The organism is Embleya sp. NPDC001921, from assembly GCF_053594475.1.
The window spans coordinates 248,720-262,416 of sequence record NZ_JBSFEO010000001.1 but is presented as its reverse complement, the minus strand read 5'-3'; the positions used below and the strand labels follow the sequence as shown (position 1 = coordinate 262,416).

14 protein-coding genes are annotated in these 13,697 nt (G+C 69.8%); 8 read left to right on the top strand and 6 right to left on the bottom strand.

The features are described from left to right. The first annotated feature begins 11 nt into the window (after positions 1-11). From ACWCPW_RS01100 to ACWCPW_RS01085, 4 genes are all read left to right on the top strand, one after another. Entirely contained in the window at positions 12-950 is a 939-nt protein-coding gene (locus tag ACWCPW_RS01100; RefSeq protein ID WP_449759469.1) for a DUF7065 domain-containing protein, read from the top strand. 272 nt (positions 951-1,222) lie between these two features. Beyond that, positions 1,223-2,152 carry a heme/hemin ABC transporter substrate-binding protein gene (locus ACWCPW_RS01095; protein ID WP_449759468.1) on the top strand — a complete coding sequence of 310 codons (930 nt, stop codon included), beginning with the start codon at positions 1,223-1,225 and terminating at the stop codon, positions 2,150-2,152. 231 nt (positions 2,153-2,383) lie between these two features. Beyond that, on the top strand, positions 2,384-3,472 hold the full coding sequence (locus tag ACWCPW_RS01090; RefSeq protein ID WP_449759590.1) for a FecCD family ABC transporter permease: 1,089 nt from the start codon (positions 2,384-2,386) through the stop codon (positions 3,470-3,472). Continuing rightward, the gene (locus ACWCPW_RS01085; protein WP_449759467.1) at positions 3,472-4,296 is read left to right on the top strand and encodes a heme ABC transporter ATP-binding protein; all 825 of its coding nucleotides are present in this window, start codon (positions 3,472-3,474) and stop codon (positions 4,294-4,296) included. The genes ACWCPW_RS01090 and ACWCPW_RS01085 overlap by 1 nt, the downstream gene beginning before the upstream one ends. A 132-nt stretch (positions 4,297-4,428) precedes the next feature. Here ACWCPW_RS01085 and ACWCPW_RS01080 read toward each other — a convergent pair whose 3' ends face one another. Further along, a complete protein-coding gene (locus ACWCPW_RS01080; protein WP_449759466.1) occupies positions 4,429-5,349 on the bottom strand; it encodes an alpha/beta hydrolase in 921 nt (306 codons plus the stop codon). An 87-nt stretch (positions 5,350-5,436) separates the two neighbouring features. Further along, positions 5,437-6,615, bottom strand: a complete 1,179-nt coding sequence (locus tag ACWCPW_RS01075) for an FAD-dependent monooxygenase (RefSeq protein WP_449759465.1) — start codon at positions 6,613-6,615, stop codon at positions 5,437-5,439. A gap of 143 nt (positions 6,616-6,758) precedes the next feature. Between ACWCPW_RS01075 and ACWCPW_RS01070 the strand changes: the two genes are divergently transcribed. After that, positions 6,759-7,475 (top strand): TetR/AcrR family transcriptional regulator, encoded by a 717-nt coding sequence (locus tag ACWCPW_RS01070; RefSeq protein ID WP_449759464.1) that lies wholly within the window; start codon positions 6,759-6,761, stop codon positions 7,473-7,475. A gap of 61 nt (positions 7,476-7,536) precedes the next feature. After that, positions 7,537-9,099, top strand: a complete 1,563-nt coding sequence (locus ACWCPW_RS01065) for an APC family permease (protein WP_449759589.1) — start codon at positions 7,537-7,539, stop codon at positions 9,097-9,099. 98 nt (positions 9,100-9,197) lie between these two features. On the opposite strand, the gene ACWCPW_RS01060 is transcribed toward ACWCPW_RS01065, so the two are convergent. Both ACWCPW_RS01060 and ACWCPW_RS01055 read right to left on the bottom strand, forming a co-directional pair. Next, entirely contained in the window at positions 9,198-9,797 is a 600-nt protein-coding gene (locus ACWCPW_RS01060; protein WP_449759463.1) for a hypothetical protein, read from the bottom strand. A 756-nt stretch (positions 9,798-10,553) separates the two neighbouring features. Then, positions 10,554-10,805 carry a hypothetical protein gene (locus ACWCPW_RS01055; RefSeq protein ID WP_449759462.1) on the bottom strand — a complete coding sequence of 84 codons (252 nt, stop codon included), beginning with the start codon at positions 10,803-10,805 and terminating at the stop codon, positions 10,554-10,556. Positions 10,806-10,913: 108 nt separating this feature from the next. On the opposite strand from ACWCPW_RS01055, the gene ACWCPW_RS01050 reads away from it, so the two are divergent. Next, the gene (locus ACWCPW_RS01050) at positions 10,914-11,732 is read left to right on the top strand and encodes a helix-turn-helix domain-containing protein (RefSeq protein ID WP_449759461.1); all 819 of its coding nucleotides are present in this window, start codon (positions 10,914-10,916) and stop codon (positions 11,730-11,732) included. Then, positions 11,729-11,926 (top strand): DUF397 domain-containing protein, encoded by a 198-nt coding sequence (locus tag ACWCPW_RS01045; protein WP_449759460.1) that lies wholly within the window; start codon positions 11,729-11,731, stop codon positions 11,924-11,926. The genes ACWCPW_RS01050 and ACWCPW_RS01045 overlap by 4 nt, the downstream gene beginning before the upstream one ends. A 70-nt stretch (positions 11,927-11,996) precedes the next feature. Here ACWCPW_RS01045 and ACWCPW_RS01040 read toward each other — a convergent pair whose 3' ends face one another. Both ACWCPW_RS01040 and ACWCPW_RS01035 read right to left on the bottom strand, forming a co-directional pair. Beyond that, the gene (locus ACWCPW_RS01040) at positions 11,997-12,689 is read right to left on the bottom strand and encodes a nucleotidyltransferase domain-containing protein (protein ID WP_449759459.1); all 693 of its coding nucleotides are present in this window, start codon (positions 12,687-12,689) and stop codon (positions 11,997-11,999) included. A 104-nt stretch (positions 12,690-12,793) separates the two neighbouring features. Beyond that, a complete protein-coding gene (locus ACWCPW_RS01035) occupies positions 12,794-13,510 on the bottom strand; it encodes a hypothetical protein (RefSeq protein WP_449759458.1) in 717 nt (238 codons plus the stop codon). Positions 13,511-13,697: the final 187 nt, after the last annotated feature.

Genomic DNA, 13,697 nt, shown 5'->3' with positions numbered 1-13,697 from the left:
ACCCGTTGGCCATGACCACTCACCACCCCGACGACATGTTCCACCCGCCGACCAGCGACGACCCGTACTGGTCGGAGACCTCCTGGTTCACCTTCACGGTTCCGGAGAAGCGGCTGTCCGGGCAGCTCTATCCGTTCTTCCGGGCGAACCAGGGGGTCGCGGCGGGCGGCGCGTACTTCTGGGACGACAGCGGGCAACATCCGCACGAGGCGGTCTACGCCAAGAACTTCTGGCATCTGCCGATCCCCGACCAGGACCTGACCGACCTGCGCCTGCCGAACGGCTTCCGGGTGCGCTGCGTGGAGCCGCAACGGGTGTACGAGGTCGGCTACGACGACCCGGACGGCGGCGACGAGATCCACGTCGACCTGACCTTCACCGGGGTGCTGCCGCCGCACTACCTCGGCGAAAAGCACGTCGACCAGCCCGGCCGGTACACCGGCACGCTCGTGCTGCGCGGCGAGGAGATCCCGGTCGACTCGTACGGTTTCCGCGACCGCTCGTGGGGACCGCGCTCGCAGTTCGGCCCCGGCCTGATGCAGTCGCCCGCCAGACGCGGCGGTTACAGCTACGCGACCGCCTCCGACCGGGACGCCTTCCACAGCATCACCATGGACTTCGGCACGGGCTGCGTGTCCATCCACGGCTACCTGCTCCGCGACGGCACCTGGGCCAAGCTGGCCAAGGGCCGCCGTGAGGTGGTCGAACGCGAGGACGCCACCGGCTGGGCCACCCGGATCGTGCTCGACGCGGTGGACGAACTGGGCCGCGAACTGCACGCCGAGGGGCGCATGCACAACCGGCTCGGCTTCTTCCTGAACCCGAACCTGTTCACCGTCAACGGCCTCACCGAATGGACCTTCGACGGCGTCACCGCGTGGGGCGAGGACCACGAGAACTTCTCCGCGGCCGAGATCCGCCGACACAGCCGGGCCTGGCGCGAGCGCTGAAACGATCGCGCGGCGCGGAACGGGGCGTCCGCCGACGTCCTTCGGGCCCGGGGCGCGGGCGAACCGATGCCTGCCCGGAGCGGATCGCCCCGACCGCGGACCGCGGCTCGTGTGTGACGTTGTCCACCCGATCCGGGCTTGAAGTTAGGTAAGCCTCACCTTTAGGTTGCGGAGTAGGACAAGGCAAGGCTTGCCTAAGAATCGAGCCGCTCGTCCGCATACTCCACAGCTCGAAAGGCCGCCGGATGCGTCTGCGTCGAACAAGCTTGAAGGTGGCCGCGGCCGTCCTCGCCATCACCGCGTTCGCCACGGCGTGCGGTGGCGACGACGACAAGTCCGACGGCGCGGCCGGCCAGGCCGCGCCCGGTACGGCGTTGCCCGCCACCGTGGACACCACGATGGGCAAGGTCACCGTCAAGGACGCGAGCCGGATCGTCCCGCTCGGCGGCGACATCGCGCAGACGGTGTACGCGCTCGGCCTGGCCTCGAACGTCGTCGGCGTGGACACCTCCGGCGCGGTCCTGCCGGAGAGCAAGGGCAAGGCGACCTTCGGCAACTCGCGGACCCTCAACCCCGAGGGCATCCTCGCCCAGCGGCCCACGGTCGCCATCGGCAGCGCCTCGGTCGGCCCGCGCAGCGCGATCGACCAGCTCAAGGCGGCCGGCGTGCCGATCGTGCTGATCCCGGACAGCAGCAAGCCCGAGGACGCGATCACCCGGATCACCACCATCGCCACCGCGCTGGGCGTGCCGGACAAGGGCAGGACGCTCGCCGACCGGACCGCCGGCGAGATCGCCACCGCCAAGGCCAAGGGCGGGCAGGCCACCACCAAGCCGCGCGTGGCGTTCCTGTACATCCGCGGGCAGGCCAACCTGTACCAGATCGGCGGCAAGGGCCTGGGCCCGGACAGCATGATCACCGCCGCCGGCGGCATCGACACCGGCACCGAGTTGGGCGTGGAGATGTCGGCCGCGCTGACCCCCGAGGCGATGGTCGCGGCCAAGCCCGACGTCATCCTGGTCTTCCAGAAGGGCCTGGAGTCGGTCGGCGGCGTCGACGGCGTGCTCAAGCTGCCGGGTGTCGCACAAACGCCCGCCGGCCAGAACGGCAAGGTCGTCGCGATGGACGACCTGGAACTGGGCGGTGGCGGTCCGACCGCGGGCGTCGCGCTGAACAAGCTCGTCGATCTGCTGCATGGCTAGGGTCGGCCGGGCCTCGGCCGGTGTCGCGCGGACGCCGGCCGGGCCCTCTCGGCCGGTCCGGCGTCCGCGGACACACGACGGGAAGGTGCAGGGGAGCCCGTGGCAACGGTGACGGAGCGTCAAGGACCCACGGACGAACCGGCTTCACCGCCGCCCGTGGTCGAACTCACCAAGACGGCGGCACCGGTGGCGGCGGATCCGGGGACTGCGGTCCCGGAGGCGGTGGTTCCGGTGGTGGCGGCCCCAGTGGGGGCGGCGGCGCCCGTGGTGGCGGCCCCCGTGGTGGCGGCCCCGCGCAGACACGGCCGGTGGCTGATGCCCACGCTCGTGCTGCTGCTCCTGGCCACGAGCGTCGTGTCGGCCGGCATGGGTGCCTTCGACATCCCGTCCGATCAGGTGCTCTCCTCGGTACTGCACCACCTGGGCCTGGACATCGGCCATGTGTCGCAGGCCAACGAGGCCGTGTTGTGGAATATCCGCTTCCCGCGCATCGTGCTCGGCATCATGGTCGGCGCGTGCCTGGGCTGCGCCGGGGCCGCGATGCAGGGCGTGTTCGGCAATCCGCTCGCCGAGCCCGGCGTGATCGGGGTGTCCTCGGGCGCGGCACTGGGCGCGGTCGGCGCGATCGTGATGGGCGTCTCCACGTTCGGCTCGTGGACGGTGACCGCGTGCGCGTTCGCCGGCGGCCTGATCACCACGCTGTTCGTCTATCTGCTCTCCCGCGCGGACGGCCGCACCGAAGTGGTCACCCTGGTGCTGACCGGCATCGCGATCAACGCGCTGGCCGGCGCCGCGATCGGGTTGTTCACCTTCGTCGCCGACGACGCCGAACTGCGCAGCATCACCTTCTGGAACCTGGGCAGCGTCGGCGGGGCGAGCTGGAAGATCATCGGCGCGCTGGCGCCGTTCGCGATCATCGGCCTGCTGATCCTGCCCCGGTACGCCCGGGCGTTGGACATCATGGCGCTCGGCGAACGCGGCGCCCGACACCTGGGCGTGGACACCGAACGGGTCCGCATCGTGGTGGTCGTGCTCAGCGCCACCCTGGTCGGCGCGGCCGTCGCCGCGGCCGGGGTGATCACCTTCGTCGGTCTGGTCGTCCCGCACATCATCCGGCTGATCGCCGGCCCCCGACACCGGCTGCTGCTGCCCGCGAGCGCCGTGCTGGGCGCGTTGGTCACCGTCGGTGCCGACCTCGCGGCGCGCACCATCGCGATGCCCAAGGAGGTGCCGCTCGGGGTGCTCAGCGCGCTGATCGGCGCCCCGTTCTTCCTGTGGCTGCTGCGCAGGACCCGTTCCCGGCAAGGAGGTTGGGCCTGATGAGGCTGCTCGCCCGGAACCGCGGCGCGGCGACCGCGCCCACTCCCGAATCCGGCGCGATCGGCGTCGAGGCCGAGGACGTCACCTTCGCCGTCGCCGGCCGCAACCTGGTCGACGGCGTCTCGCTGAACGTGCGACACGGCGAGATCGTCGCGGTACTCGGACCCAACGGCGCGGGCAAGTCCACCCTGCTCGGCCTGCTCACCGGTGATCTGACGCCGCATCACGGCACCGTGCGGATCGCCGATCGACCGCTGCCCGACTACTCGCAGCGCGAACTGGCCTTGCGCCGCGCGGTGTTGCCGCAGAATGTCACGCTGTCCTTCCCGTTCACCGTGGACGAGGTGGTGCGGATGGGCCGCGCGCCGCACGCGGGACTGCCGAGCGAGGAGTCCGAGGACGCCATCGTGGCGCGCTGCCTGGCCGAGACGGACGTCGCGCACCTGGCCGACCGGGCCTACCCGTCGTTGTCCGGTGGCGAGCGGGCCCGGGTCTCACTGGCCCGCGTGCTCGCGCAGGGCGCGCCCGTACTGTTCCTCGACGAGCCCACCGCGGCGCTGGACCTCAAGCACACCGAGGACGTGCTGCGGCTGGCCCGCGCCCGGGCCCGCCGGGGTGACGCGGTGGTGATCGTGTTGCACGACCTCAACCTGGCCGCCGCCTACGCGGACCGGATCGCGCTGCTCGCCGGCGGCCGGCTGGTCGCGTGCGGTCCGCCGGACCGGGTGTGCACCGCGCCGGTGTTGTCCGACCTGTACGGCCACCCGGTGGACGTGCTGCGGCGGCCCGGCTCGGACGAGTTGCTGATCCTGCCGTCGCGCTGACGGCGGCCTCGCGCTGCCGCGCATTCGCCGTGCGCCCGTCGCGTCTACGCCCGTTGCGTCCACGTCCGTCGGGCCCGCGCCCCTCGAGTCCGCGCCCCTCGGGTCCGAACCGCCCTGGGAGTGTGCCGCGCCTTACGGGTGCAGTGCCTTGTGCAGCGCTGCGAAAGACCCCGAGGCGCACTCCTCGCAGCGCGGGATCAGGTCCACAAAGCTCATGAAGCCGTGCACCATGTCGTCGAACAGTTCGCACTCGACGGTGTTGCCCGCCGCGCGCAGCCGCTCGGCGTAGTCCGCGCCCTCGTCGCGCAGCGGATCGTAGCCGGCCAGCACGACGTGTGCCGGCGCCAGCCCGGACAGGTCCTCGATGGTGCCGATCCGGGCGTACGGGCCCAGTTCGTCGAACCCGCGTCCGCCGAAGTAATGGCTCATGAACCACGCGATCGAGGCGGCGGTGAGCAGCGGCGCGTGCGCGTTCTCGGCCCGGGACACGGTGTCCTCGACGCCGGTCGCCGGATACCAGAGCATCTGCAGGGCCGGTTGCGGGAGGCCGTGGTCGCGGGCCAGCAGACACGTGGTCGCGGACAGGGTGGCGCCCGCGCTGTCGCCGGCCAGGGCGATCCTGGCCGGATCGGCGCCCAGTTCGGCGGCGTTGTCGAGCACCCAGCGGTACGCGGCGAACGCGTCCTCGGTCGCGGCCGGGAACGGGTGCTCGGGGGCGAGCCGGTAGTCCACCGAGATCACCACACACTCGGCGTGCCGGGCGATCCGCCGGGCCAGCGCGTCGTGGCTGTTCAGGCCGCCGATCACGAACCCGCCGCCGTGGAAGAACACGGTCACCGGCAGATCGGGCTGCTCCGAGGGCCGGTAGATCCGGGCGGGCAGCGCGTCGACGGCACCCGGGATGGTGCGGTCCTCCACCCTGGCCAGTTCGGTCATCACCGGCAGCAGTCCGATACCGGCGTCGATGGTGGCCCGTGCGGTGGCCGCGTCGCCCACGAACAGATCCTCCGGCATGACACTCAACAACTCCACGAGCTGTGGATCGATCGTCACCGCGTTCCCCCTCCGTCAACCACATACCGGCCGGTACGGAATGTACGGCGCATCCCTCGTGGGTGGAACCCGCAAACACCCGACGGTTCAGGCCGAAGCCGCCGGCGGGCGCCAGGCCAGGACGGAGTCCAGCGGGCGCAAAGCCGCGTCCGGCGCGATCCGGCCGGCCACCCGCAACAACGTGTCCCGGACCGCGACCGCGCCTCGGCCCTCCCACTGCGCCATGGCCCCCATGCGGCGCGACTTGCGCACCACCTCGGAGGTACGCGGCAGCCGCCGCGCGGTGTACGCGGGCAGCGCGTCGACCACGCCGTCGGCGTCCGCGCCCGAGAGCACGTCGGCCAGTTCGATCGCGTCCTCCAGCGCCTGATTGCCGCCCTGACCCAGGTTCGGCGTCATCGCGTGCGCCGCGTCGCCGATCAGCACGACCCGTCCCCGGTGGTGGGCCGGCAGCGGCTCGGCCATCTCGTGCACGTCCAGGTGCAGGATCTCCCCGGCCGGCGCCGCCGTGATCAGTTGTGCCACGGGTGCGTGGAAGTCCCGGTACAGGTGCAGCAGTTCGGCCCGCTCGTCGCCGTGCGTGGCACCCGCGGGGCGGTTCGCGGTCGCGTACCAGTACACCCGACCGTCGGCGAGCGGCATGGCGCCGAAGACCAGACCGCGGCCCCAGGTCTCGCCGGGGACGATGTCCATGCCCGGCACGATCGCGCGCCACGTGGTGAATCCGGCGTAGCGCGGGCCGGGGTGCTCGGGGAAGAGCGCCCGGCGGATCGGCGAGCGGATCCCGTCCGCGGCGACCACGAGGTCGGCGGTCAGGGTGTCGCCGGCCGCGGTGGTCACCGAGGCCCGCTCGTCCGGGCCGCCGGGGCGTACGGTCAGCACGGTCGTCCCGGTGCGCAGCGCGTCCACCGGCAGGCTCGCGTGCAGCACGCGCGTCAGTTCGGCCCGGGGAGCGAGCACCATCGGTTCGCCGAAGCGCTCGACGAAGGCCTCGCCGGTGGTCGGCGCGAGCACCCGCCCGTCCGGTCGGCGCAGGGTCGCGGCGCCCCGGATCGCGGCCAGCCGGCGCAGTGGCCCGCCCGCGTCGACGGCGTCCAGGGCGCGCAGCCCGTTGGGCGCGACGGCGATGGCCGCGCCGATCGGCTCCAGCGTGGCGGCGCGTTCCAGGACCAGGACCGACCACCCGTTGCGGTGCAGGGCGTTCGCGGCGGTGAGCCCGCCGGGTCCGGCGCCGACGATGATCGCCTCGGGCTTCGTGACGGACATGGTTCCCCCTGATGTGTCGTGCCCTCTCGATCCACTACAGATGTAGAGGACGTGTTGATGACTCTACATGTGTAGTGGGCAAATCTCTACGCCTGTAGTGGATGGGATCTCTACATCCGTAGCGGCATGGCAGGCTGGCCCGCGTGACCACCGCGAAGCGCACCAGCCCCGACCGTCCGGACCGCATCGTCCTGATCGCCGACACCGCGATCCGCCTGCTCGTCGAGCGCGGCATGCGCGGACTGACCCATCGCGCCGTGGACGAGGGCGCCGGCCTGCCGCCCGGATCCACGTCGTACTACGCGCGCACGCGCGCCGCGCTCCTGGAGGTGGCCTTGGCGCGGATGACCGCCCTGGAGGCGGGCGAGTTCGCGCCCGCCCTGGCCGACGGCGAGTTGCCGCCCGCGCTGCCCGGCGACGTGGCGGGCATCGCCGACCTGATCGCGGTGATCGTGGGCGACGCCATCCGGGACGGGCGGGAACAGAAGATCGCCCGCTACGAACTGGCGCTGGAGGCGACCCGGCGGCCCGAGCTGCGGGGGGTGTACGACGAGGCGGGCGCCGCGTTCCGGGGCGCGGCGGTCGGCATGTTGGCCGCGCTCGGCTCGCCCGCGCCCGAACGGCACGGCCGATCCCTGGTCGCGTGGTGCGAGGGGGTGATGTTCGACTCGATCGTGGGCGCCGGGTGGGCGACGCCGCCGTCGCGGGACGACATCCGGGTCGGGGTCGCCGAACTCCTGTCCGGAATGCTCGGCGACGCGGCCCTTCGGTCCACCGGTCGGTCCACCGGTCGGTCCACCGGTCGGTCCACCGGAAATGCCCCAACGAGTGACATGGGCGACTCACCGGATCGTTCGTGACCCCCTTGGTCAAAAGTCGTTTCATCCTGACTTAGTCTGTTCGCTTGTGAAGAACGAGCACGTGCGCCACAGGGGCGATAGGCACCGCCGGGTAGGGGAGTCGCACTACCTCCCGGAGTCCGATCTCAAGGACAAGGGCCTGAACCGAAATTCCATCGGTCTGCTGGGGAGCGTGGTCGTCGCCATCTCCACGGTGGCGCCGGTGTACACCCTGACCGGCGCGCTCGGGCCCACGGTCAACAAGGTCGGCACACAGGCCCCGGCGATCTTCCTGGTCGGCTTCATCCCGATGTTGCTGGTCGCCTTCGCCTACCGCGAACTCAGCAAGGCCGTGCCGGACGCGGGCACCTCGTTCACCTGGACGGTCAAGGCGTTCGGCCCGCGGGTGGGTTGGCTGTGCGGCTGGGGCCTGGTGATGGCGACCGTCATCGTGCTGTCCAACCTGGCCGGCATCGGCACGTCGTTCTTCTACCTCGCGCTCGGCGAGGCGTTCAACAGCGACTGGGTCAAGGAGCTGGACGACAACAAGCTGGTGCATGTGCCCACGTGCCTGGTCTTCATCGCGATCGCGACCGCGATCAGCTATCGCGGGATGACCGTGACCAAGCGGGTCCAGTACGTACTCGTGGCGCTGCAACTCGCGGTGCTCGCGCTGTTCGTCGTGATGGCGATCGCCAAGGCCACCGGCGGTGACGTGCCCACGTCGATCCCGTTCTCGTGGAGCTGGTTCAACCCGTTCGAGATCGACGGCGGCTTCACCGCGCTGACCGCGGGTCTGTCGTTGTCGATCTTCATGTACTGGGGCTGGGACACCGCCCTGAGCATCAACGAGGAGACCGCCGGCGGTCCCAAGGTCCCGGGGCGGGCCGCGATCATCTCGGTCCTGTTCATCGTGGTCGCCTACCTGATGACCGGCGTCGCCACCCTGATGTACGCGGGCACCGGAACCACCGGGCTGGGTCTGAACAACGACGAGGACGACAACATCTTCGCGAAGCTGGCCGACCCGGTGATGGGTTCGGGTCTGGGCATCCTGATGTTCATCGCGGTGCTCGCCAGTTCGATCGCCAGCCTCCAGACCACCTTCATCCCGGTGGCCCGCACGCTGCTGTCGATGAGCGCGTACGAGGCGGTGCCCAAGGTGTTCTCGCGCGTGCATCCCACGTTCAAGACACCGGGCTTCGCGACCGTCTCGGCCGGCGTCGCGACCGGCGCGTTCTACACGATCATGACGATCCTGTCGGAGAACGTGCTCACCGACACGATCTACGCGCTCGGCCTGATGATCTGCTTCTACTACTCGCTGACCGCGTTCTCCTGCGTGTGGTATTTCCGCAAGGACCTCTCGCGCAGCCTGCACGAGGCGATGATCAAGGGCGTGATGCCGGCGCTCGGCGGTCTGATGCTGGGCGCGATCTTCATAAAGACCCTGGTCGACGTGGCCGATCCCAACTACGGCGACGGCAACCGCGTGGCCGGCGTCGGCAGCGTCTTCATCATCGGCGTCGGCCTGCTGGTCCTCGGCGCGGTCCTGATGGAGGTGCAGCGGCTCAGGAGCCCGGCCTTCTTCCGAGGAGAGATCCTCAAGCGGGACACGCCGGTGCTGGTACCGGACACGGACTGACGAACCCACCGCGCGCACGGCGGCCCCCGCGCACACGCCGGCCGGTTCGGGGACGGTCGGCGTGCGCGGGGAGGGGCGGCGGGTGCGCGCCGGGGTGGTCAGCGGTTCTGGATGGCGTCCATCGCGACCGCGACGCAGATCGCCAGGCGGCGGTCCATGGTCGAGTCCGGCAGCTTGACCAGGTATTGGTCGCGCAGCTTCATCTGGCGCTCGACGGTCAGGACGGCGTTGCCGCCCTCGTCGACGAAGTCGAAGTGGTAGGTCGGGGCGGGCAGCCACGCGCCGACCACGGGTATGAAGCCCCAGACGCGACGCAGGATCGCGCCGAAGAGGCTGCGCTCCTGGCCGACCGCCTTGGCGGCGTCCGGGCGTTCGAGGTTCCAGGTGGAGCGCAGGAGGGACTTCTTGAAGTCCTTGGAGAACATGCCGAGGTTGGTGCCCTCGACGCCGGTCACGTCGTGCTGGGCGCGCACGTCGAGCATCTGGCGTGCCTTGAAGCGGGCGAGCTCGGTGGTCTTGGTGTCATCCGTGTAGAGGATGACCTCTTCCTTGAGCTTGCCGCGCTTCTGCTGTGCGAACGCGATCACCGGTCCGTGTTGCCCGTCCGGACCGACCAGGTGCACCACGTACTGGTTCACGATCGGGCGGAAGTTCTGACGGATGATCAGCTGCGTTTCGTTCTGGAACGGCATGGTCATGACGTGCGGGATCCCCCAGGGGCGCGGAGCGTTGGAGACCCAGAGATTCGGGGCCTCGGGAGCGCACAACCTATCGGTGTTCCAACGACATCGGCAGCCGAGATTTCCGGTGGAAACCTCTCGTTGCGCATTCGTGTTCAACGCGTTCGCCGGAGACCCCACATTTCGTCGATCAGGCTCGATGAACTGCACTTTGTGTAGTCGAGGCGCTACGCGACCGAGGTGGCGCGGGTGCTTTCGCGGCACGGTGAAAACGCTCATGGGCGGGGCGGAACTTGCTCGACTTCGTGGGTCCAGCGAACCCAGAACACGCCGCCGTCTAGGGGTTGTACGCACACGGATCGCCCGGGCGGGAAATCGTCGAGCGCGATCACCGTGCCGGCGGGTTGTCCCAGGCGCTGGGCGGGATCGATGATCCGTACGTGATCGCCCAGCCGGATCGGAGGGCGAGGGTGTGGACTCGCCGCGTCGTGGCGCTCGTCGCTCTTGACGATGCGGACGAGCTCCGCGCCCGGATCCGAACTCCCGGGCCCGGGCGCGGCGAAACGACGAGGGGGCGTGCCGCGCGGGTTCATGGCGTGCTCCGGGGGCTTCGACGCGCCTCGTGCACCGGTACGACGGACGTTGCGTCGATCCGCCCCCGAACGTCGGTGGATACACCCGGCAGCCGGACGACCCGGCGCACGAGCACCGCCAGGTAGGCAGTTCGCTCCGCCGCGACGGTCGACTCGACTTCACGCGCTTCGTTGATGTCGTTCATGGGGTCTCACCGGTGGCCTCTTCGTCCAGTACCACGAGGTTGGCGCAGTGGGTGCGGAACTCGGTCCCGCCCGGAAGACGCACGAACGCCTGCATGTGGATGACCGCTGCGAAGACGCCAACGCGGCCCGAGAGTTCACAGCGGACGACGCTTTTGTTGTTCGTCTTCCAGAAACGGGTCACGTCATCCCTGGTCCAGTCGCAGGGCTCGGTGGGATACGCCTCGGCGGTCTTCCTGTCGATGGGCATGGATGCACCTTCCGGTCGTCGCTTTCCGTGTTCAAAGCGTGACGCATCCTCATAGGCTTCGGCAGGAGGGCGCTGTGGCCCACGAGCTGGACAACAAGGGGAATTGGCATGGTTGAGCGCGACGTCGAAGACGACTATTCGGCCCGAGAGGTCCTGGCGAACCAGCTCAGCCGTCTGCGGGAAGCCAGCGGGAAATCGCTCGCCCAACTCGCCGAGGACACCCGATACGACCGCTCCTACCTGCATCGCCTTGAAACAGGTGAACGTCTATCCGAGCGCCCGGTCATGAAGGCATTGGACGACGTCTACGAGACCAGGGGCTTGTTGGTGTGGTTGTGGAAACGAGCGCGGAAGGAGGCGGCCCGAGAGCGGTACCACGAGTTCATGTACTGGGAAGCGCAGGCCACGATCATGCACAAGTACATGCTTGCGGTGCCGGGCCTGTTGCAGACGGAGGCGTATGCGAGAACTGTCCTGTCGTCGCAACCGATGACCAATAAGGACGAACTGGAGGCGCAAGTCGCCGAGCGTATTGCCCGACAGGATCTGCTGTTTCGGGAACCGCCGCCGAGCCTGCGGGTCATTCTGGACGAGGCTGCGATCAGGCGCCCGCTCGCGGACTCGAAGCTCTGGCAGGCGCAACTCGCGCGGATCGTCGAGGCGGCGCAAGCTCCGCACACCGTCATTCAGTTGCTTCCATTCGCGGCGGGATCACACGACCTGATGGGTGGTTCCCTATCGCTGCTTTGGATGTCGGACGGGACTGGGGTTGCCTACCTGGAAGGAAGCAAGTCGGGCGAACTCATCGAGGATCCGGGCGAGGTCGGGCTGCACCGTCTGTCCTACGATCGAGTACGGGACTCGGCGCTCTCCCCGGACGAGTCCGTGAGCTTCATCAAGCGGGTCATGGAGGAAGAAGCATCATGAACGAGACCCCCAACGCGAGAGCTGCGGCGTGGCGTAAGAGCACCTACAGCAACGGGGGCGATGCCAACTGCGTGGAGGTGGCAGTCGGCATTTCGGGTGTTGTCCCGGTTCGAGACAGCAAAGACGTGCGTGTCGGTCACCTCTTGGTGCCCTCTGCCTCGTGGGCGGCCCTGACGGCTGCGCTCACCCGCTGATCACGGCATAGAGCCGCCCTGGCGACTCGGCGGCTCCGCTACGAGATGACGGTCGGCTGACCCGTCGGGTTCACCCCGTGAGTGCGGCGAGGCGGAGGTCGACTACGAGGGTGTTGATCGCTTCGCGGTCGGGGCGGTCGGGGAGGACCGAGTCGATGGCGTCGAGGGTGGCCTTTTCGCGTTCGAAGCGTCGCGTGAAGGCCTCGGGGTTCTCGGCGGCGAGCCGACCCGCAGCGAACAGGTCTTCGCGGTGGGCGCTGACGTCGAGAAGCAACTCGCCCGTGCGGAGCACGTGTTGGGCCTGGAGCAGGAGGCGTAGGCAGTGTCGGCCGTGTTTGGCGGTGCGCTTGGCCGTGTCGGAGGAGAACCCCTCTTTGCCCGCCTCGTGCCGACCCAGCAGCCGCTTGGCCTGTTGGATGGCGTAGCCGCCGTAGGCCGACCGCACGTACTCGGTGGACAGGAACGCGCCGCGCAGGGCCCGGAGTCGGCGTCCGGCCTCGGTCTCGACCCGGTACTCGGGGAGCCACAGCAGCTCGGTCACCGTCGGGTTGCACTTGAGCGCCAGCCCGCAGTACTTGCCCAGTTCGTGCATCGTCACATCGGGCTTCGTGGTCACCTTGGAGCCGCTCGTCACCGTGGCGCCGTGCAGCCCGAGGACCTCGCGCGAGTCGGCGATGTACACGCCGAGCAGGTCCTCGTCCGACTCCGCCGTGGCCAGCCCATAGGCGGTCGAGCCGACCACTCCCATCAGCAGTGTGCGCATCTCGCCGATCCTCGCTCCCATGATCCCGCGGCCGAGCCCGAAGTATCCGACATCCCGCGCACGATGCGAATCCCGTTTTCCCGCTCGCCCACCCATCGGCGCCGTCAGGACCGCCGGGACAGCGTGTGGCCCACCGCGACGACCCAGACCAGCAGCAGCGGCAGGGACAACAGGGCCAACTGGCCGAACGCGGTGTTCAGGAGCAGGTAGCCGAGGCCGGAGCCGACGATCGTGGCGACGAGGGCGTAGCCGGTGAGCGATTCCCAGCGGCGCAGCGGCACGACCCGGCGCGCGGCGAGACCCACACCCAACGCCAGTGCGGCGAGCGCGAACATCTTGACGCCGTCGATGCGCTGGACCAGCTCGAACAACCCGCCCGCGAGCCCCGGATCGCCCACGTCGGCCCGGCCGATCGCGACCAGTTCGAGCACCAGTTGCACGATGGCGAGCACGGCCGAGGTCACGCCCGCCCAACCCGCGAAGCGAGTCGCCCGATCCCGGCCGCCGGCCGCCCGGCGCAGCAGCGCGACACCGAGTACGGCCAGCGCGCCGGCCGCGAGCCCGTGGACGAGGACGGATTGCGCGACGGCCCGACTCGCGTCGTCGACGTACGCCGAGGTGATCTCGGCGGCCGAGTCGCCCAGCTCCGGGGTGGCGCCGGCCGCGACGGTGAGGCCGGCGACCCAGGCGGCGGCGTGGGTGACTCCGGCGACGAGCGGTTGCCGGCTTCGTGCGCCGGGTGCGTGCGGCAGCGGCGTGGCCTGCTCGCCCGAGGCGTGCGTCGCGTTCATCGTGTCCGTCGTGTTCATGGTCATGGTCATGAGGTCGTCTCCCGAGACTCGATCGGCTAACGCTGTTAGCCGCTTGGGTTCATCATCTAGCTAACGGCGTTAGCCGTCAAGTGGCCCCGGTCACTTCGCTTCGCCTTCACTTGTCCCTATACCCCTGGGGGGTATAACTTTCGGTTGTGGCCGCCACCAAGGCCACCGAGCGGCCGGACCGGCCCGC

Bases quoted from the DNA above. Each gene is read 5' to 3' on its own strand.
- ACWCPW_RS01100 (WP_449759469.1), top strand. From the start codon at position 12: ATGACCACTCACCACCCCGACGACATGTTCCACCCGCCGACCAGCGAC.
- ACWCPW_RS01085 (WP_449759467.1), top strand. From the start codon at position 3,472: ATGAGGCTGCTCGCCCGGAACCGCGGCGCGGCGACCGCGCCCACTCCC.
- ACWCPW_RS01075 (WP_449759465.1), bottom strand. From the start codon at position 6,615: ATGTCCGTCACGAAGCCCGAGGCGATCATCGTCGGCGCCGGACCCGGC.
- ACWCPW_RS01060 (WP_449759463.1), bottom strand. From the start codon at position 9,797: ATGACCATGCCGTTCCAGAACGAAACGCAGCTGATCATCCGTCAGAAC.
- ACWCPW_RS01055 (WP_449759462.1), bottom strand. From the start codon at position 10,805: ATGCCCATCGACAGGAAGACCGCCGAGGCGTATCCCACCGAGCCCTGC.
- ACWCPW_RS01050 (WP_449759461.1), top strand. From the start codon at position 10,914: ATGGTTGAGCGCGACGTCGAAGACGACTATTCGGCCCGAGAGGTCCTG.
- ACWCPW_RS01045 (WP_449759460.1), top strand. From the start codon at position 11,729: ATGAACGAGACCCCCAACGCGAGAGCTGCGGCGTGGCGTAAGAGCACC.
- ACWCPW_RS01040 (WP_449759459.1), bottom strand. From the start codon at position 12,689: ATGCGCACACTGCTGATGGGAGTGGTCGGCTCGACCGCCTATGGGCTG.
- ACWCPW_RS01035 (WP_449759458.1), bottom strand. From the start codon at position 13,510: ATGACCATGACCATGAACACGACGGACACGATGAACGCGACGCACGCC.